The organism is Alkalibaculum bacchi, assembly GCF_003317055.1.
Taxonomy (GTDB): domain Bacteria; phylum Bacillota; class Clostridia; order Eubacteriales; family Alkalibacteraceae; genus Alkalibaculum; species Alkalibaculum bacchi.
Genome location: NZ_QNRX01000001.1, coordinates 100,700 through 120,584, shown reverse-complemented (window position 1 = coordinate 120,584; position 19,885 = coordinate 100,700). Strand labels below are relative to the sequence as shown.

General features: G+C 34.6%; 15 protein-coding genes and 1 riboswitch. Of the genes, 12 read left to right on the top strand and 3 right to left on the bottom strand.

The window, feature by feature from the left end:
* Positions 1-2 precede the first annotated feature (2 nt).
* Positions 3-971, top strand: coding sequence for a sulfite reductase subunit C (asrC, locus tag DES36_RS00545; RefSeq protein WP_113919272.1), 969 nt, complete (start codon positions 3-5; stop codon positions 969-971).
* A gap of 694 nt (positions 972-1,665) precedes the next feature.
* Here asrC and DES36_RS00540 read toward each other — a convergent pair.
* The gene (locus DES36_RS00540) at positions 1,666-3,045 is read right to left on the bottom strand and encodes a SpoIIE family protein phosphatase (protein WP_113919271.1); all 1,380 of its coding nucleotides are present in this window, start codon (positions 3,043-3,045) and stop codon (positions 1,666-1,668) included.
* Between the two features lie 216 nt (positions 3,046-3,261).
* Between DES36_RS00540 and DES36_RS00535 the strand changes: the two genes are divergently transcribed.
* The 3 genes from DES36_RS00535 (at position 3,262) to mnmL (ending at position 5,640) form a co-directional block, all read left to right on the top strand.
* The gene (locus DES36_RS00535) at positions 3,262-3,987 is read left to right on the top strand and encodes an alpha/beta fold hydrolase (RefSeq protein ID WP_113919270.1); all 726 of its coding nucleotides are present in this window, start codon (positions 3,262-3,264) and stop codon (positions 3,985-3,987) included.
* A gap of 88 nt (positions 3,988-4,075) precedes the next feature.
* Complete coding sequence (locus DES36_RS00530; protein ID WP_113919269.1) at positions 4,076-4,489, top strand: hypothetical protein; 414 nt, start codon at positions 4,076-4,078, stop codon at positions 4,487-4,489.
* Positions 4,490-4,695: 206 nt separating this feature from the next.
* Positions 4,696-5,640, top strand: coding sequence for a tRNA modification radical SAM protein MnmL/YtqA (gene mnmL, locus DES36_RS00525; protein WP_113919268.1), 945 nt, complete (start codon positions 4,696-4,698; stop codon positions 5,638-5,640).
* Positions 5,641-5,823: 183 nt separating this feature from the next.
* Here the strand turns inward: mnmL and fba are convergent, their stop codons facing one another.
* Positions 5,824-6,753, bottom strand: a complete 930-nt coding sequence (fba, locus tag DES36_RS00520; protein ID WP_113919267.1) for a class II fructose-1,6-bisphosphate aldolase — start codon at positions 6,751-6,753, stop codon at positions 5,824-5,826.
* 1,116 nt (positions 6,754-7,869) lie between these two features.
* On the opposite strand from fba, the gene hpf reads away from it, so the two are divergent.
* The 8 genes from hpf (at position 7,870) to DES36_RS00475 (ending at position 19,455) form a co-directional block, all read left to right on the top strand.
* The gene (hpf, locus tag DES36_RS00510; protein WP_113919265.1) at positions 7,870-8,397 is read left to right on the top strand and encodes a ribosome hibernation-promoting factor, HPF/YfiA family; all 528 of its coding nucleotides are present in this window, start codon (positions 7,870-7,872) and stop codon (positions 8,395-8,397) included.
* Between the two features lie 411 nt (positions 8,398-8,808).
* Positions 8,809-9,438, top strand: a complete 630-nt coding sequence (locus tag DES36_RS00505) for a hypothetical protein (protein WP_113919264.1) — start codon at positions 8,809-8,811, stop codon at positions 9,436-9,438.
* Between the two features lie 238 nt (positions 9,439-9,676).
* Positions 9,677-10,936, top strand: a complete 1,260-nt coding sequence (locus DES36_RS00500) for an HD-GYP domain-containing protein (protein WP_170128118.1) — start codon at positions 9,677-9,679, stop codon at positions 10,934-10,936.
* Positions 10,933-12,288: a DUF5317 domain-containing protein gene (locus DES36_RS00495; protein WP_113919262.1), complete on the top strand. Its 1,356-nt coding sequence runs from the start codon at positions 10,933-10,935 to the stop codon at positions 12,286-12,288. The genes DES36_RS00500 and DES36_RS00495 overlap by 4 nt, the downstream gene beginning before the upstream one ends.
* Before the next feature lie 157 nt (positions 12,289-12,445).
* A complete protein-coding gene (gene secA / locus DES36_RS00490; RefSeq protein ID WP_113919261.1) occupies positions 12,446-14,953 on the top strand; it encodes a preprotein translocase subunit SecA in 2,508 nt (835 codons plus the stop codon).
* 13 nt (positions 14,954-14,966) lie between these two features.
* Positions 14,967-16,065 (top strand): peptide chain release factor 2 gene (gene prfB, locus DES36_RS00485; RefSeq protein ID WP_423230740.1). Its coding sequence is split into 2 segments (ribosomal slippage): positions 14,967-15,026 and positions 15,028-16,065, totalling 1,098 coding nucleotides; the frame shifts between segments, so codons are not numbered across the junction.
* 121 nt (positions 16,066-16,186) lie between these two features.
* Positions 16,187-18,340 (top strand): Tex family protein, encoded by a 2,154-nt coding sequence (locus tag DES36_RS00480; protein WP_113919260.1) that lies wholly within the window; start codon positions 16,187-16,189, stop codon positions 18,338-18,340.
* Between the two features lie 160 nt (positions 18,341-18,500).
* Positions 18,501-18,616: riboswitch (FMN riboswitch) on the top strand.
* Between the two features lie 251 nt (positions 18,617-18,867).
* Entirely contained in the window at positions 18,868-19,455 is a 588-nt protein-coding gene (locus tag DES36_RS00475; RefSeq protein ID WP_113919259.1) for an ECF transporter S component, read from the top strand.
* A 187-nt stretch (positions 19,456-19,642) separates the two neighbouring features.
* On the opposite strand, the gene DES36_RS00470 is transcribed toward DES36_RS00475, so the two are convergent.
* Complete coding sequence (locus DES36_RS00470) at positions 19,643-19,828, bottom strand: alpha/beta-type small acid-soluble spore protein (protein WP_113919258.1); 186 nt, start codon at positions 19,826-19,828, stop codon at positions 19,643-19,645.
* Positions 19,829-19,885: the final 57 nt, after the last annotated feature.

The following is a 19,885-nucleotide window of genomic DNA, read 5'->3' as shown; positions in this document are numbered from 1 at the left end:
GTATGGATATGAATACAAAACAATTAAAAAAGAACGCTTTTCGTGTAACAAAACATAGGGGAATCACTGCATCCCGAATTCGAGTTCCTGGTGGTCATTTAGATGCTAAATTTTTGTCTATGATACAAAATATTGCAGAAACATACGGAAATGGAACGGTACATATTACATCGAGACAGGGCTTTGAAGTACCTGGTATTGCATATCAAGATATGCCAAAAGTCAACGAGCTATTACAACCAATTATTGAAGGATTGGATATTAATCAAGAAAATCCTGGAGAGGGTTATAATGCTTCAGGAACTCGTAATGTAACAGCTTGTATCGGAAATAATGTCTGTCCCTATGGATGTTATAATACATCTGCATTTGCTAAGCGAATTGAAAAAGCCATATTTCCAAATGATTTACACTTTAAGATTGCCCTAACAGGTTGCCATAATGATTGTGCAAAAGTGCGAATGCATGATTTTGGAATTATCGGAATGACTGAGCCTCAATATGACAAGGACCGATGTGTCAACTGCGGTGCTTGCGTGAAAAAATGCCTAAAGAAATCCGTAAACGCTTTAGAAACGGTGAATTATAAGGTAGAAAGAAATCATGAAAAATGTATAGGTTGTGGTGAGTGCGTTTTAAATTGCCCAACAGGTGCATGGACTCGCAGTGATAAAAAATATTATAGATTAACTCTTCTAGGTAGAACAGGCAAGAAAAACCCTCGCCAAGGAGAAAACTTTGTTAAATGGATTGATGAAGAAAGTATCGTAAAAATCATATTAAACACTTATGATTACGTTACAGAGTATATTGCTAAAGATGCCCCAGGTGGAAAAGAGCACATCGGATACATTGTAGACAGAACTGGCTTTGAAGAATTTAAAAAGTGGGCCTTAAAAGATGTAGAGTTCCCAGAAGAAGCAGAGGTAGAACACACAGTATACTGGAATGGCATTAAGTACGCGCCTTAGGCGCGTTAGTCACTAGCGGCTAGTCAAGAGTCGCTAGTGTTTTTTAATAGGAAATCTCTGCTTTTAACATTGGCTCTTACCCGGTCATCCTGAGCGCAAGCGAGGGATCTTGACCCAAAAGGAATCCCCTAATGCTAGGGACTAAAGACTAGTGACTAATAGCTGGCAGCTGATGGCTAAAACCTTGTAGATGTTTTTAACTCCAAAAATAAAATATTGTGTTTAATCCTCAAAAAATAGGGTATATTATCAGTACAAGGTAACAGGTTTCATAAAAAGATAATCAAAGCTTTTAAGCTAATCTATAAAATAGCAGTAGGTAAATAAGCAGATGAATCCTCCAATAATCTTTAAGGATTATTAAGGAACCTAAAACGGAATTAGGAAGTAGTCTAAACTGTTTACATTATGGAGTGGATTAGAGGTAACGCGTGACCACTTAAAAGTATAGATTGATCTTTAATAAAACCACACCTTGGAAGATTAGCTTCAGGAAGGAAATTGCATGGAGATTGAGTACAAGATATAAGGGACGAATTTCATCAAATCGTGTGAAATCGTCCCTTATATCGTTCTACATAAGGTGGTAAGCTAAATCTTAAAACCAAAAACCGTAATGCTACCTTTGATAGCAAAAGGACCCTAGAGGAATACCATGATACTAGTGACTAGCGGTTAATGGCTAGTCACTAGATTACAATTGTATTCCTAGTAAGCACATGTCATCTTCAAAATCTCTTTCTTGCCTGTGCTCATTTAAACTGGCTATGATATTCTCACAAGCTGTGGATATAGACAAGTCCTTGGAGTTTCGAATAATGTCTAATAAAGTACTTGTCTTGTAAAACTCTCCATATCTATTTCGCAGTTCTGTTACTCCATCTGTATATAGAAAAATTTGATCGCCTTTTTCATATAGGATGGACTGTTGAACAAAAGGATAGTCGTCAATATATTGGCTTAGCCCAACTAAGGGTTGGTTTGAATGCAGGAACTGCATGATATTTTGTTTTTTACGGTACAGTATGGCAGAAGGATGTCCAGCATTACAGTAGCGAATAGATTGCTTGTCCGGATCAAAGACCATATAAATCATGCTAAAAAAGTTGTCTGGTACCACGTCCGATATATCTGCCTCTATAAATGCCATGACTTTACTTGGTTTGCATAAAAGACCCTTTTTTTTGCTGCAATGTTTAAGAGTGAGTTTAATCATGCCCGTAATCATTGCTGCATCAATACCATGACCAGCCATATCAGCAATTGCAATGGCAACTTTATTGCTATCTTTATCAAAAAAGAAATCGTAGAAATCTCCACCCACTTCTCTAAAAGGCTTTAAATAAGAGTAGAAGTTATAGTAATCTGATTTAAAAGCATCCATATGAGGGATAATCTTCTTTTGGATTCGTTGGGCAAATTCTAATTGTTTACTAAAGATGTCATTTTTCTTTTTTAATTCTTTATTAAGTGCTATTGCTTTAGAGGACCTAGATGCAAGAGTTGCAATAAGATCAAGGGTGTTCATCTTTTCATCAGATTTAGGAGGGGTGTCTGAGATAATAGATGCTTCAAATTGACAGATTTGATCACCTAGACCCCAACATTCTGTTTCTTCAACTACTACATTTTTGTTCATAATACAAGATAAGGCGCCTGCTAAAAAGCCAGATTCAAAAGAGCACAGTGCTTCATCAGTAGTAGGCATACCCGAGCAAATTGCACATTCCTCTTCTTGAAATATAATATGTTCTCCATTATTATAAACAACTTTCATTACGCCAATGGAAAGATCATTAAGGGTATTTACTATATCATCTATTGATACAAACTTAAAATTATTAATTGCCGTATGTCTTCCAGCTTCGTACAATAAAGAGCTAGACAATTTGCTCCCATAAGTATCGCGAAGTGCAAGTCTAAAAAGTCGCATGTATACTAGGTCGATATTTTGGCCTAATTCATTGCGTACAGGACAAGTAATATCTTTAATGGATATTGGGATTTGTTCTTCAAGTTCTTTTAGTTGATATGTAATTGCATCTTTAAAATAATTTAAATAAGTTTCACTCATATAAATTACCTCCTCCCATAAAATAATTATAGTATATTAAGGTAAAAATTTCTATAAGATTCCCGAAAAGGTGATTAGATAATTTATAAAGAATCAAATTTTTTACGAGTTATTAAATATTATAGACTATTTTGTAGGATTTAATTAGTAGAGGTTTAGATTTCTATATATTATAATAAAAGCGAATAGTAATAATCACATCTGAGGTGAAATTTTGTGAGTCCAAATAAGACAGGGTATGTATTTTCCAATACTGCAAATATCTATTTTCAAGTTTTTGGAGAAGAAGATAGACCCGTAATGATACTCATTCATGGACATGGAGAAGATTGGCATACTTTTAATAAGCAAATAAAACCTTTTTCTAAACTATATAAAATAGTGACCATCGATAGTAGAGGTCATGGCCGTTCCTCCTTTGGGATGTACCCCCTTACTATTGAATTTATGGCAAATGATATCATAGCTGTTATGAATGAGCTGGAAATTGGGCAAGCTCATATTATAGGATTTAGCGATGGAGGAAATATTGCCATACAGATTGCTCTAAAATATCCTGAGCGAATTAAAAAACTAGTTCTAGCTGGAGCTAATTTATATCCTACAGGAATAAAAATGGCAAGTCAGGTACCTATTGTTATGGCTTATTTGTTGTGTAAGATTACTTCTGGGTTTAGCAAAAGAGCAAAGAAAAAAGCAAGTTTATTAGATTTGATAGTATGTCAACCAAATTTTGATCCTGGAGAGTTAAAAAAGATACAGTGCCCAACTTTAGTTCTAGTAGGAGAAAAAGATATGGTCAAAAAAGAACATACTGAACTTATTGCTCGCCATATACCTATGTCAAAACTTCAAGTTATAGAAGGAGTTAATCATTTTATATTTAAAGAAGATCCATGTAAGGTGAATTTTTTAATTTTATCCTATTTATGTAAAATGTAGTAGGTATTTCGATCTTTTCTTGAACTTTATTTGAAATGTACTCGAATACATACTATAATATAATAAAAAGGCGAAAGAGGTGTCTAAGATGGTTCGAATTATTTCTGGTCCAAAAGGAAGTGGAAAAACCAAGAAAATCATTGATTTTGCAAATGAGAAAATCAAAGAGACAACTGGAGAAATTGTGTTCATAAACGACAGAGAAAAGTACCGAGAAAAAATAAATAAGAGCATACGTTATGTGAGCACAAACGACTTTTATATTTACACACCGGCCGTATTATTTGGATTTCTTAACGGATTGATTGCTGGCAATTACGACATCGATACAATATTTGTTGATAATTTAGTTCGCATTGCAAAGATTGAAGAATTAGATGATTTAGAAGAACTCTTTAAAGGAATAGACCTCCTTAGCGAAAAGTACGATGTAACATTTATAGTAAGCGTCACAAGCGATGAACCATTACCCGAGGAATATAGAGCCTACGCTTTCTCGTAAAATTTGCCTTTACTAATGAAATAATGTAGAAAACAATTTATTATGAATAGAGTAAAAAAGCAGAGCTAGCGCTTTGCTTTTTTTAATTTGTAAAAGGTGTTCAGGAAAAACAAAAAGTCAACTCTGATGTGGTTAGAACTTATAACACAGTAAAGTGCCAAAGGCACTTTACTGTGTTATAATACTTCTCAACGGAGGAATAAAACATGAAATTGTATAATAATTACTCACATTATTTAAAAGAAAAGTACGGAGAAAAGGTCTATAAGATTCCTATTAGCATACCTTGTTCTTGCCCAAATCGAGATGGAAATATTTCTACGGGAGGTTGTATTTACTGTGGTGAGAGTGGAGTAGGTTATGAAAATTTGCCAAATAGTCTGAGTTCTAGTGAACAACTAGATAAAAATATTGAGTATATATCTAAAAGGTATAAGGCAAAAAAATTTATTCCTTATTTTCAAAACTACACGAATACTTATTTACCTTTAGAAGACTTTAAAAGGCATATTGTGCAAGTTGTCAGGGAGAATATAGTCGGTATTTCTGTATCCACTAGACCTGATTCTATAAATGAAAAGTATCTAGAATTTCTCAAAGATGTTTCAACGAAAAATAATTTAGATATTACCATAGAGCTGGGTTTGCAAACAGCTAATTACCACACATTAAATAAGATCAATAGAGGTCATACCCTAGGGGAATTTATTGATGGAGCTCTTATGGTGAAGAGCTATGGTTTTGATATATGTGCTCATGTAATATTAAATTTGCCTTGGGATAATGAATTAGATGTAATTGAGAGCGCAAAAATCATATCTGCATTAAATATAGACTCTATAAAGTCTCATGCCCTTTATATTGAAAAACACACAAGGATGGCTGAATTATATATGAATAATGAGTTTGAAATAGTCTCATTGGATAATTACATTAACAGAGTGATATTGTTTTTAGAATATTTGAAACCTAATATATCCATACAAAGGCTTATAGGCAGAGCGCCACAGGAAAACACTCTTTTTTGCAATTGGAATACTAGTTGGTGGAAGATTAAGGATATGATTGAAGAAGAAATGAAAAAAAGAGAAAGCTATCAAGGAAAAAAGTGTAATTATTTAGGCGGAAAAACATTAAGATTTCAGTGGTGACAAAGGGGAAACAGAGACAAAGGGGACAGATTTATAAATCTGTCCCCTTTGTCTCTGTTTTGCTACTTTGAGAAAATGCAACTATTTGAGCCATTTTATATGCAGGTGTTACTTTTGACCCAAGCCCCTGGCTTAGAGCACTAGTGGCTGGTGGCTGATGGCTAAAATATTGAAGCTTCTTCTTTATTTTTTACCAGAGCAACCTAATACATTTCTCATTTTATGAGCTACCATATCTCTAATCGCATCTCTACCTGGTCCTAAATATTTTCTTGGATCGAATTCAGCTGGACTTTCTACGAAAGTCTTTCTGATAGAAGCTGTTAGAGCTAATCTTAAGTCTGTATCGATATTGATTTTGCATACACCTAGTTTAGCAGCTTGGCTAAGCATAGATTCAGGTACACCTTGAGCGCCTGGAATTTGTCCGCCGTATTTGTTGTTTAGTTCTACAAATTCTTGAGGTACAGAAGAAGCACCGTGTAATACTAATGGGAAACCTTTTAATTTTTCTGTGATAGTAGCTAATCGATCAAAGTCTAAAGTTGGATCTCCTGTAAATTTATAAGCTCCATGGCTTGTGCCAATAGCAATAGCTAAGGAGTCTACGCCTGTTCTTTCAACGAATTCTACTGCTTCGTCAGGATCTGTGTACGTAGCATCTTTTGCAGCAACTTTAACTGCATCTTCTACACCTGCAAGCTTTCCTAATTCTGCTTCTACTGTAACTCCTTTATCATGAGCATATTCTACAACCTTTTTTGTTAATGCAATATTTTCTTCAAGTGGAAATCTTGATCCATCTATCATGACAGAGCTAAAGCCATCATCGATACAAGCTTTACATATTTCAAAATCTTCACCATGATCTAAATGAAGAACAAGGTCAAGACCAGTCTCTTCTATTGCAGCCTCTACTAGCTTTCTTAAATAAATTGGGCTAGCATATTTTCTAGCTCCTGCGGATACTTGTAAGATAACAGGTGCATTTTCTTGTTGAGCAGCAGCCATAATACCCTGAACAATTTCCATATTATTGACATTAAACGCCCCTACTGCATAATTTCCTTCATAAGCTTTTTTAAACATTTCTCTAGAATTTACTAAAGCCATTACAAAACCTCCTATTTTACTTAAATGGATAACGTAAAGTGTTCTACAAAAGTAGTATACAATAATTGTGGTAAAATATCCAACTAAAACACAGAAAATGAGAATGTGCTCGTTTACAAGATTGATAAGGTGGTCAGGTGGTCAGGTGGTCTGTCGTAGGTTGCGGGTTTCTAGCTCCTTCTAGTCGCTACAAACCTGCCCACCTTGACAGGGGTAATGCCACTCGATTTCTCTTATTCTTCGGGCTAGATAAATCGGGTATTACTCCCACGTGGTCAGCAAAACAGACAAGCTACCTTTGGTGGCATATGCTTTCTATACTAGGAAACATACGCTTTTGGCCCTAGCAACTGCCGAGTCATCCTAGAGCGCTAGCGAAGGATCTTTGACCCGCAAAGCTTAGCCCGAGAGTACAGGTGACTGGCGGCTGGTTGCTGATCGATAAAGTGCCTTGGCACTTTCATCTTGACTTTTTTCCTTTTAAGTTAGTATAATAAAAGGACGCCTTAGGTCTGTGGTTGAAAATCGATGCCAGTCGCAGGCAAAACGATCCACGTAAGGTAAGCCAAAAGAGCATACTGAGCATGGTGCGGCTTAGATGTAAGACCAGCCAATTAAGAAATTGAGAGAAGGAGTTGTGAAGGCGAACCCTAGCTAAACTTCCAGCTGGCGAGTGTGGGGGCAAAGACCAGGTCAGCTAAGGCGGTAATAGTTCTACGTTTTAAGCTTTAAGTTGTAAGTAAAAACAGTTGTTAAACGATTGTTGAGCAATGGTTAAACGGTAGTTAAACAATTGTTTAAGTATCTAAAAAACGATTTTAAAGTTATCATTAAGGTACTAATTTCTACTATAATATAATTTTCTACATAGTCATCCTGAGGAGCGAAGCGACGAAGGATCCTACACAACCTCGCCTACAGCGAGTTTTTTTCCGCTTTCCGCTTTCCGCATTCAGCTTTTTTTCAGACTACCTGTCCACCTAATTTTTAAATTTACCAATAATTTCCTTTTATATAATGAAGTATTTACTACAAACAAAAATGTTTTGTCATATTCTTTAGGGGTATAATAATAATACTAACTAATCACTATATTTTCTTAAAGGAGTTGTTATTATGCGAGTAATAGTATATGGGAAGAATATCGAAGTAACTGAAGGGTTAAGAAATATGTTGGAAAAGAAATTGTCTAAGCTCGACAAATACTTCGTTCCTGAGGTGGAAGCAACTGCAACTCTTAGTACTCAAAAGAATATGCATATTTTAGAAGTACAAATTAAAATTAATGGTTCTTTTTTGAGAGCTGAGGAAGCTACTGACGATATGTATGGCTCTATCGATAAAGTTGTTGATAAATTAGAAGGACAACTAAGGAAACATAAAACAAAAATTGAAAGAAAATACAAAGAACAAGCTACTATTCGATTCGACTCTATTCCTGAAAGTGGTAACAATCAAGAAGAAAATCGAATTGTAAAGACAAAGAGATTCCCAATAAAGCCGATGTCACCAGAAGAAGCTTCTCTTCAAATGGATTTAATAGGACATAATTTTTTCGTTTTCTTAAATAGTGAAAGCGATGAAGTAAATGTAGTATATAAGAGAAAAGATGGCAATTACGGATTAATCGAGCCGACCATCTAAATAGTTCAAAATGTTAAAGGGCAAAGCTTTTCGCTTTGCTCTTTTTTGATGTAATGTAATAGGAAAGTCCTACTTTTGACATGGGCTCCTACCCAGTCATCCTGAGCACAAGCGAAGAATCTTGACCCAAAAGGAATACGCTAGAGACTAATACACCCCATGGCACTTTCTTGTGAAATGCACTAACTATAAAAATCTAAACGTACCTGTTTTCAATATTTTAAGTAATCACCTAACTACTATTTATCATCGTTCAACTATCATTCATATAGTATAAACTTAAATTTTCTATTTGACTGCATATAGCTGTATATTTATTAGAATATTTTTTAATGATTTGTGTTTTTTTATATCATTATATGGTATTTTAATGGTATCATTATATATATCTATAATTTAGGAGTTGTTGAAATGGAAAGCACTGATATTCAAAATGTGGAAGAATCTATAGGTAAAGTCATTGGCGTAATGTGCTCTCGTATAGTAGTCAATGAGTCACATATAATTACTGAAATACATATTCTTTCTGATAATCAAAGGTCTGTGAAGCAAATTATTCGAGATGTCGAATCCCTTCTTATGGCTAAATATAATATAAAAGTTGATCATAAAATCATAAGCATTGCCCAGATATATGAAAAAGGGGAAACTCCTCAGAGCCAAAGATTGCAAATTGGCTCCGTTGAATACGGAAGTTATAATATGCAAGCCAAAGCAAAAGTTACACTAGAATGTGATGGTAAAACGTATGAGGGGAAAAGCGAAGGAATTAGGAGTACTTCTCAAATTAATAGATTAATTGCAGAAGCAACTTTAGACGCTATTGAAATATTTTTAAATTATAAAGTCAAATTCATCTTAGAGGAAATAAAACTGGTATCTATAGCTGGACGAGAAGTGGTACTATTGGCTTTATATGAGATGTATGAACAAAGAGAGAAACTTTTTGTTGGAAAGTGCATCGTTGAAAGCGATATCAATACAGCTATTATAAAGGCAGTATTAAATTCTATAAATCGACAAATTAGAGTTATTCCATGAGAAATTAAGGCTGGCATACTTTTGAGCGAAGCGGATTAGATTGTTTTATTTAGCGGAAAACAGTCCCATTATTTATATAAGGGGGCATTTACATGAAGGCTAAAATAATCCAAGTACTTTTGGTTATCATGACTTTATTTGTAGCTGGCGGCGCTGGCGTCAAATGGTGCTAATACACAAAATCGTTTAAACAAAATTACATAAAAGTATGCCGGCTTTAATATATAAGGAGATTTACATGAGAAAAGTCAATGCAATAACATTACATATATTATTAGGCCTAAGCATTATTTCAGTCATTCTTTCTTTCATTATTTTTAAAGAATTTCCTATAAATTTTAATTTTCATTTGTTGTTATTTATTGTATTTGCAATTATTACAGAATCGGTGGTTATTTTCACGCCTAATAAAGGCGGTGTGACCCTCACTTTTGGCATTGTCTTATCTGTAGCCATATTATTTGGACCTAGCGAAGGTTTACTCTGTGCTATTGCTAGTATTTTGTTTTCAGTATATAAGATGGATGGAGAAGTAAAATATTTTTTTAATATTTCATGGTATAAAACCCTAGGTAATTTAAATGCTTATATTATTAGTAGCGGGTTGTCCTCATTGCTCTTTATATATTTAAACCAGGGCTTAGAATTCAAACAAGGTTCTATTATACCCATGTTCATTTCAGGTATATTGTATATCCTAATGGATGTAATGTTGATTACGACATTTATGATAGTAAGTTCGGAAGCTGACCCAATACTTCTATTTAGAGAGAACTTTAAGGGCGTTATTCCAAATTTCTTTGGATTATCTACAGTCAGCATTATCATCGTTATGACCTACCAAAAAACTGGGATAGAAATGGTCTTGATTCTCTTTTTTCCTTATATGCTTATACGATATTCTTTTAAATTAGTGTACGATATGCAGGCAAATTATTTGTCCACTATCAAGGCATTATCTTCTGCCCTAGAAGAAAAAGATCCTTATACAAAAGGTCATTCAGAGAGGGTAGAAAAGTACTCTATTATGATTGCTAACGAAATAGGTCATTCAAAAGTAGATATACAGCAGCTTCAATACGCTGCAATTTTTCACGACATAGGCAAGATAGGAGTAGAAGATAGCATCTTACATAAACCTGGAGGGCTTACAGAGGAAGAATATGAAGCCATAAAACAACATCCTCAAAAAAGCGTCAATATCCTTGATGGTATTAGCTTTTTAAAAATGGCCACAACATTCATTCAATCACATCATGAAGGGTATGATGGAACAGGGTATCCTAATGGGTTAAAAGGAAAAGAGATCCCTTTAGAGGCAAGGATTATTTCTGTAGCGGATATATACGATGCTCTAACTACAGATAGACCTTATAGAAAAGCCATGACAAATAGACAAGCCATTGATATAATAAAAGACGAGTCCGGTAAAAAATTAGATCCCTTTGTAGTGGATAAATTTTTAGTATTATATAATAAAGGTAGGTTCAAAATATGATTATTGCTGTATTTACTCTTGCGATTATATTTGGATATATAAAAAAAGGTAGTCTAAAGAATTTAATGCATTATAAAATAAAACTTGTGCCATTGATTTTATTGTCATTTGTTATGCAAATAGGCATTTATTTTGCTTATAAATACAATATAGAGATTGTTCAAAATTATGATGTTTTAATTCATTTTGTCAGCTACATTATTCTATTTGCTGGCTTAATGGGTAATTTTGATAACAAGTGGTTTATTCTCGTTACTTTAGGAATTGTACTCAATTTTATAGTGATTTTCTTAAACGGAGGAAGAATGCCCGTGTCACTAGATGCTGCAGAAAAAATAGGCTTAGATGCTACTGCCCTGTCCGAATTATTGATGGCTAAAGTAGGAACCCATCAGTTATTGGAGCCAAGTACTTTGCTGGGAATTTTGGCAGATATTATACCTTTTGGTTTACCGAAAGCGCTGAGTTTGTTTAACAATATTTACAGTATTGGTGATATCGTTATGTTTGTCGGAATTTTTGGTTTACTTCAATCTCTTATGATTTTTTCAGAAGATCGAGATGAGATAGACGAGGGAGAAGAAGAGAATAGCTGCTATGAAAATTTTAAGCCTATGGACTCCCTAGAAGAAATGCTGTTGTTTGAACAAAAAATCAACTCTGCAAAAGGAGAGACGGCAATAGAGGTAGAACAAGATATAGAAGGTCATAGCCAAGAAACAATTGTCTTAAATACGAGCAAAGCAACAAGTGTCCAAGAGGAGCAAAGCGTAGGAGAGGAAATTACCCTAAATGATGCTACAGTGGTTATGCCTTGGCAAGAAGATGAATCTTCTCAAGATGATTTGATGGAATTTGATAGTACAAACAACCAAGAAAAAGAAGATACTATAGAAATAGAAAAGGAAGATATTGATCAAATGAATAATATTGAGGAAAATGAGCCATTAGTAGATGAAACACCTCAAGTTGATTTGAATCCGTATAAAGAAAAACAAGAAACGAATTATGAAGAAATTGATACTACAAATCAGTTTATCATTGTAGATGGTAAAATCAAGAAAAATCCTAATTACCAATTACCTATTCATCATGAAGAAGTAAACCGAGAAGAATCTGTAAAGGTCAATGATACTGAGGATAATAATATAGAAGAATTAGAGCTATCCCATATTGATTTGCAAGATAAAGGAGAAAGGCCTCAAGAGGAGAACCATATGCTTCAAAATCTTACGGATAGTGACAGAATTGAATTGATGAAAAAAATGAAAAAAAGGAAAGCCGAAGGATATACTTTGGTTGAGATTACTGTTGGTGGTAAAAAAATTAACTTTTGGAAAAAAGACTTGTAATGTAAACAAGTCTTTTTTATGATATACTATCTGAACAGAAAATTGCATAAATAGCTGCAGGCTTAGAATTGAATTCATTAAGATTATTGCAGTATGGATAAGCAATAAAAAACTTACAAATCCAACTAAAACATAATCCTAACAAAGAGGTGTAAATATGTCATTGCTAAAAAAAATATTTGGTGATTTAGATGCAAAAGAAGTAAAGAGATTAATGAAAACTGTTGATAAAATTATTGATTTAGACGAAGAAATGAAAAAGCTTACGGATGAAGCGCTAAAGGATAAAACGAGTGAGTTTAAAAGCAGGCTTCTTAATGGGGAAAGTGAAGATGACCTTCTAGTAGAGGCATTTGCTGTCGTTAGAGAAGCTGGAGACCGAGTTCTAGGGATGAAGCATTTTCCAGTTCAATTGCTCGGTGGAATTGTTCTTCATCAAGGAAATATTGCAGAGATGAAGACAGGTGAAGGTAAAACTCTTGTGTCTACCCTTCCAGCTTATTTAAATGCCCTTTCAGGAAAAGGAGTGCACATTGTTACGGTCAATAGCTATTTAGCTCAAAGAGATAGTGAATGGATGGGTAAACTCCATGAATTTTTAGGGCTAAAAGTAGGTTTAGTCGTACATGGAATGACTTCTGCAGAAAAAAAAGTAGCTTACGGTGCAGATATCACTTATGGGACAAACAATGAATTTGGCTTTGATTATTTAAGAGATAATATGGTGGTCCACTTAGAACAAATGGTGCAGAGAAAACTTCACTATGCTGTTGTGGATGAAGTGGATAGTATATTAATTGATGAAGCTAGAACTCCTCTTATTATTTCAGGAAGTGGAGATAAGAGTACAAAGCTCTACAATATCGTAGACAGCTTTGTAAAGAGATTAAAAGAAGAAGAAGATTATGCCATTGACGAAAAGGCTGATTCAGTAACATTGACAGAAAATGGAGTTGAAAAAGCAGAAAAACAATTCGGTATAGAGAACTTAGCGGATATGGAAAATATGGAATTGTCTCATCATATTAATCAAGCCTTAAAAGCAGTGTATTCTATGAAACGGGATAAAGATTATGTAGTACAAAATGGTCAAGTTGTCATCGTCGACGAATTTACTGGGCGACTTATGGAGGGGCGAAGGTATAGTAATGGGCTTCATCAAGCTATAGAAGCTAAGGAAAATGTAAAAGTAGAAAGGGAATCTAAAACTCTTGCGACAATTACCTTTCAAAATTATTTTAGAATGTATGAGAAGCTCAGCGGTATGACAGGTACAGCTAAAACAGAGGAAGAAGAATTTAAATCTATTTATAATATGGATGTATTGTCCATTCCAACAAATAAAGATATGATTCGTAAAGATATTAATGATGCCTTTTACAAATCTGAAAAAGCTAAGTTTAAAGCAGTAGTGGATGAAATTGAAAGAAGGCATAAAACAGGTCAGCCAATATTAGTGGGTACCATTTCTATTGAAAAATCAGAAGAATTAAGTAGCATGTTAAAAAAACGAGGCATAAAACATGAAGTATTAAATGCAAAATACCACGAGAAAGAAGCTGAAATCGTTAGTAATGCAGGACAAAAAAATGCCGTTACCATCTCTACAAATATGGCAGGTAGAGGTACGGACATTGTCTTAGATTCAGAAGTAAAATCACTAGGCGGTTTACACATTATAGGTACAGAAAGACATGAAAGTAGAAGAATTGATAATCAATTAAGAGGTCGTGCTGCAAGGCAGGGGGATCCAGGTTCTTCACAATTCTTTATTTCCTTCGAAGACGATCTAATGAGATTATTTGGATCGGAAAGAATCTTAGGATTAGTAGACACTATTGGTTTAGAGGAAGATGTTCCAATAGAACATCGAATGCTGACCAAGGGTATCGAAAATGCTCAAAAGAAAGTAGAAGGCAAAAACTTTGGTATCAGAAAGCATGTCTTACAATATGATGATGTCATGAATAAGCAGAGAAAAATCATCTATTCTCAGAGAAGGTCTGTATTAGAAGGACAAGATGTGCACGAGCAAATCCTAAAGATGTTAGAGGGGCTTATCGATGACAGCATCAGCATATATACTGGTTTTAGTCAACATACAGATGAGTGGGACCTAAAGGGATTAGTAGAACATTGTGAATCTATATTTTTAGAAAAGGGCACTCTGACATTTGAAGAGAATGATATTACTCAAGATGAGATAAAAGAAGCTTTAATGGATAAAGCTTTAAAAGCCTATGAAGCAAAAATTGCAGAAATAGGTATAGACCAGATGAAAGAGCTTGAAAGAGTAGTCTTATTGAGAGTTGTAGATAGCAAATGGATGGATCATATCGACAATATGGATCAATTGAGACAGGGAATTGGACTAAGAGCTTATGGCCAGATAGACCCAGTTGTTGCTTATACCAAAGAGGGCTTTGATATGTTCGAACAGATGAATCAAAGCATTCAAGAAGATACTGTAAAGTATTTGTTCCATATTGATGTAAGAAAGGACAAAGTAGAACAAAGGGAAGCTACAGATTTGTCTCAGGTGACGACCAATAAAGACGAAAAGGTAAATAAGCCTATTGTCAATAAAGACAAGGTTGGAAGAAATGACCCTTGCCCTTGCGGTAGTGGCAAGAAGTATAAGCGATGCTGTGGAAATAATCTATAAGAGGTGAAAAAGTATGGATATACAGGAGTATAAAAGTAGATATAAAGAAGCAAATGAAATATTTAAAGAATTGAGGGATTCACTTTGACTTGTCAAAGATAAAATTTGAAATTGATGAGTTAGAGCAAAAAATGAATGCTCCTGACTTTTGGAATGATCAGGAAAATGCAAAAAAAATACTAAAGCAATCTAGCGCTCTTAAAGATAAATGGGAAAAAGTTGCTGGACTTGAGAGCAAATTAGAGGATATTAGCTTACTAATAGAATTAATAGAAGAAAGCGAAGATAAGGATTTAGAGGAAGATTTGAAATCTTCTATGGACGAACTAGAAAAAGCTATTGAAGAATTTAATCTAGAAACTCTATTAAGTGGTGAGTACGATGCTAATGATGTGATATTCTCCATACACCCTGGCGCTGGAGGGACAGAGTCTCACGACTGGGCTGAAATGCTCCTTAGAATGTACTTGAGATGGGCGGAAAAGAAAGGCTTTAAAGTTACAACTTTAGATTATCAACCAGGGGATGAAGCTGGAATAAAAAGTGTAACAGTATCAATAGAGGGGAATAATGCCTATGGGTATTTAAAAAGTGAAAAAGGTGTACATCGATTAGTTCGAATTTCTCCTTTTGATGCTTCCGGTAGAAGGCATACATCCTTTGCCTCTGTAGATATTACACCTCAAATAGAAGAAGATAGTAATATAGAGATAAATACCGATGATTTAAGAATCGATACCTATAGATCTAGTGGGGCAGGTGGTCAACACGTCAATAAAACGGAATCGGCTATTCGAATTACTCATATCCCTACAGGCATCGTCGTTCAATGCCAAAACGAACGCTCTCAGATTCAAAATAGAGAGACAGCTATGAAAATGCTATTAAGTAAGCTTGTAGAAATCAAAGAGAGAGAACACAAAGAAAAAATAGAAGATATCCAAGGAGAATACGGACAAATTGCTTGGGGAAATCAAATCAGGTCCTATGTATTCCATCCGTACAGCATGGTCAAGGACCATCGCACGAATGCAGAAACGGGAAATGTGCAAGCTGTTATGGACGGGGATTTGGAGCTATTTATAAATGAATACCTCAAAGCTAGTCTTTAGTCATTAGACCCTAGTCTCTAGCACTTAGTTACCCGAAGGTAGCATATAAGACTCAAAAGGAATACATGCAAGCTAGTGACTAATGACTATTGACTAGAGACTAAAAAAGGAGTTTTACTATTTGAATAAGATTATAGAACAAATTACAAAAGAATTTAATATAAAAAGAAATCAAGTCGAGACTACAATTCATCTCATCGACGAGGGAAATACGATTCCTTTTATTGCTAGATATCGCAAGGAAGCCACTGGAAATTTAGATGATGTTACTCTTCGTGAATTAGATGAAAGATTAATGTATTTAAGGCATTTAGAAAAACGAAAAGAAGAAGTCCTCCGTTCTATTGAAAACCAGGGTAAATTGACAGATGGACTAACTAAAAAAATCGAAATGGCGGGAATCCTCCAAGAAGTTGAGGATTTATACCTTCCGTATAAGCAAAAACGAAAGACTAGGGCCGTTATAGCTAGAGAATTAGGTTTAGAGCCACTCGCTACGCTTATTCGACTGCAAATATCCACAGATGAAGAGATTCTTCAAGAAGGTAAGAAATACATTGATCTTGAAAAGAAAATTGAAACTGGAGAAGACGCTGTAATCAAAGCTATGGATATTATAGCTGAGGATATATCTGATGAGGCTGAGTATCGTAAAAAGATTCGTGAATTCGTCTTTGAATATGGTTTTCTTACATCCACTTACTCGAAGAAATCGCAGGAAGAGATCACAGAATTTGAGATGTACTACGATTTCTCTGAAAAAGTAAATAAAATTGCAAATCATCGAGTACTAGCAACGAATCGTGGAGAGAAAAAAGGCATACTGAATGTAAAGGTTCAGATGGATGAAGAAAGAATTTTGCAGTATTTAAACAGCAAACTCTTAAATGAACACACAAATCAATTTATGATAGATGCTATAAAAGACTCTTATAAGAGACTTATTTTTCCTTCAATAGAGCGAGAAATCCGTTCTACCCTTACTGAAGTAGCGGAAAAAGAAGCTATAAAGGTATTTGCCACTAATTTAAAGAACTATTTATTGCAGCCACCAGTAAAAGGTCGGGTGGTTTTAGGCTTTGATCCAGCCTTTCGTACAGGTTGCAAGCTAGCTGTAGTAGATGAATTTGGAGAACTTTTAGATACGGCTACGATCTATCCTACTGCTCCTGAGAATAAGATTGAAGAATCTGAAAAGACCCTTTTACGCCTTGTCAAAAACCACGCTATTACATTAATTGCTATAGGAAATGGAACGGCTTCTAGGGAATCAGAAATCATTGTGGCAGGTTTTATTAAGAAGAACAATTTAAAAGTAGAATACCTAGTAGTCAATGAAGCAGGGGCATCTGTATATTCTGCATCAAAATTAGCCAATGAAGAATTTCCAGATATCAATGTATCTTTAAGAGGAGCTATTTCTATTGCTAGAAGATTACAAGATCCCTTAGCTGAATTGGTAAAGATCGATCCAAAGCACATAGGAGTAGGACAATATCAACACGATGTAAATCAAAAAGAGCTTCAAAAATCATTAGATGGAGTCATTGAAGACGTGGTGAACAGCGTTGGAGTAGATATTAATACAGCGTCTGTGTCTCTCTTAAAAAATATTTCTGGTCTTAACAATACAACTGCTCAAAATATTATTGAATATAGAAGAGAAAATGGTCCTTTTACAAATAGAGCTACCATAAAAAAGGTAAAAAAAATTGGGGACAAGGCTTTTGAACAAGCGGCAGGCTTTTTAAGGATTTCAGAAGGCGAAAATCCCTTAGATAATACTGCCGTGCATCCAGAATCTTATGAAGATGCAATAAGGCTTTTAGATCATTTCAATTATAAAATTGAAGATATACGAACAAAATATTCTGAAATAGGTAAAGCCTTTAGTAAGGTAAATATAGAACAGTTCTCTAATGATTTGTCCATTGGAAAGCTAACCCTTGTGGATATCCTAAAAGAAATTCAAAAACCAGGAAGGGATCCTCGAGATGAATTCGATAGACCAATCTTTAAGACAGAAGTAATGGAAGTAAAAGACCTTAAAGAAGGTATGGTACTGACAGGAACTGTACGTAATGTAATTGACTTTGGCGCTTTTGTAGATATAGGAGTACATCAAGATGGATTAGTGCACATTTCACAATTAAGCGATAAATTTGTCAGAAACCCTATGGATGTAGTGGCAGTAGGCGATATTGTCAAAGTAAGAGTCATAGGAGTAGACGTAGAGAGAGGACGAATTTCACTTAGTATGAAAGAAGAGCAATAGTGGGACGATAGTTAAACTATGGTTAAGCCATTGTTTGACTACTGTCTAGCGACTGTTCAACAATGGTTTAACTACTGTTAAAAAACAACCGTTCGACTATAGTTAAAAAGGCATTGCACTCTTATGCCGAGTATGTTATAGTTATCTCATAAAAGAATAATTAAATTCTCAGGGCAGGGTGCAATTCCCGACCGGCGGTAAAGTCCGCGAGCCTTTTTAGGTTGACTTGGTGCAATTCCAAGACCGACAGTAAAGTCTGGATGAGAGAGGATTAATATTTGACTTACGTTAATATTAAGTTAGTATAAAACCAGCCCTTGAGTAATTGAGAGCTGGTTTTTTATTGAATACGAAAGTCCCACTTTTGACCTAGCTCTTTCCTAGTCATCCTGAGCGCAAGCGAAGGATTTTGACCCAAAAGGAATGCCCGAATGCTAAGGATTAAAGATGAACGACTAAAGTGCCGAAGGCGCTTTCTTATCCACATGAGAGTAATTATTCCAATTATAATTTAAGGAGGCTTTATTATGGCTAGCAACAAAACAAAATATTTGGTGAGAATAGCAGTTCTCAGTACAATTGCATTTATTTTAATGTATATTGATTTTCCTATTCCTATGTTATTTCCAGCGTTTTTAAAAATTGATGTCAGCGATATTCCCGCTATACTAGGTGCTTTTTCTATGGGTCCAGTAGCTGGTGTACTTATCGAGTTCATCAAAAATATTTTGCATCTTATTGTAAAAGGATCGGAAACAGGTGGGGTAGGACAATTGGCAAACTTCCTTATAGGTTGTGCTTGGGTCATTCCTATAGGAATGATTTATAAACGTGAGAAAACAAAGAAAAATGCAATTACTGGATTGACAGTAGGAGCCATAAGCATGATTATCATTGCAGGATTTGTAAACTATTATATTACTCTTCCATTTTACGAGACCATGATGCCAATGGAAGCAATTGTAGGAATGGGCTCTGTAGTGAATCCGGCTATAAAAGACTATTTAACATTAATATTATACGGAATTACACCATTTAATATATTAAAAACTTTAGGTATTTCTATTATCACTATGTTAATGTATAAAAAAGTATCTCCTATATTACATAAATAAATTTCGAAAATTAGAATGTTGAAAGCGTCCCATAGAGGGACGCTTTCATGTCTTTTATTGAAAATTTTACTTTAGGATTTAATGATTTATTAGACACTTAAGCGTAAATGAAGCATTTAGACCCTAAAGAAATACATTAGTGCTAGTGACTAGAAACTAATGACTAGCAACCAAGGCACATTTTTTATTATTGATTATTCATATTTTTTTCTTCGTAAGAACGAACCATTCTCTTAACCATTTCTCCACCAATGGAGCCAGCTTGCTTAGAAGTTAAATCTCCATTGTAGCCTTGTTTCAAATTAATGTTTAAATCATTAGCACATTCTTGTTTAAAATTTTCTAATCCTGCTTTTTGTTTTCTTCTACTCATTTTTGTTGCCTCCTTTATTTGTTGGTGTAGTTATAGTTTGTATCTATTTCAAAAAAA

Bases quoted from the DNA above. Each gene is read 5' to 3' on its own strand.
- DES36_RS00530 (WP_113919269.1), top strand. From the start codon at position 4,076: ATGGTTCGAATTATTTCTGGTCCAAAAGGAAGTGGAAAAACCAAGAAA.
- fba (WP_113919267.1), bottom strand. From the start codon at position 6,753: ATGGCTTTAGTAAATTCTAGAGAAATGTTTAAAAAAGCTTATGAAGGA.
- DES36_RS00470 (WP_113919258.1), bottom strand. From the start codon at position 19,828: ATGAGTAGAAGAAAACAAAAAGCAGGATTAGAAAATTTTAAACAAGAA.
- DES36_RS00505 (WP_113919264.1), top strand. From the start codon at position 8,809: ATGGAAAGCACTGATATTCAAAATGTGGAAGAATCTATAGGTAAAGTC.
- DES36_RS00540 (WP_113919271.1), bottom strand. From the start codon at position 3,045: ATGAGTGAAACTTATTTAAATTATTTTAAAGATGCAATTACATATCAA.
- DES36_RS00500 (WP_170128118.1), top strand. From the start codon at position 9,677: ATGAGAAAAGTCAATGCAATAACATTACATATATTATTAGGCCTAAGC.
- DES36_RS00495 (WP_113919262.1), top strand. From the start codon at position 10,933: ATGATTATTGCTGTATTTACTCTTGCGATTATATTTGGATATATAAAA.
- mnmL (WP_113919268.1), top strand. From the start codon at position 4,696: ATGAAATTGTATAATAATTACTCACATTATTTAAAAGAAAAGTACGGA.
- DES36_RS00475 (WP_113919259.1), top strand. From the start codon at position 18,868: ATGGCTAGCAACAAAACAAAATATTTGGTGAGAATAGCAGTTCTCAGT.
- hpf (WP_113919265.1), top strand. From the start codon at position 7,870: ATGCGAGTAATAGTATATGGGAAGAATATCGAAGTAACTGAAGGGTTA.
- secA (WP_113919261.1), top strand. From the start codon at position 12,446: ATGTCATTGCTAAAAAAAATATTTGGTGATTTAGATGCAAAAGAAGTA.
- asrC (WP_113919272.1), top strand. From the start codon at position 3: ATGGATATGAATACAAAACAATTAAAAAAGAACGCTTTTCGTGTAACA.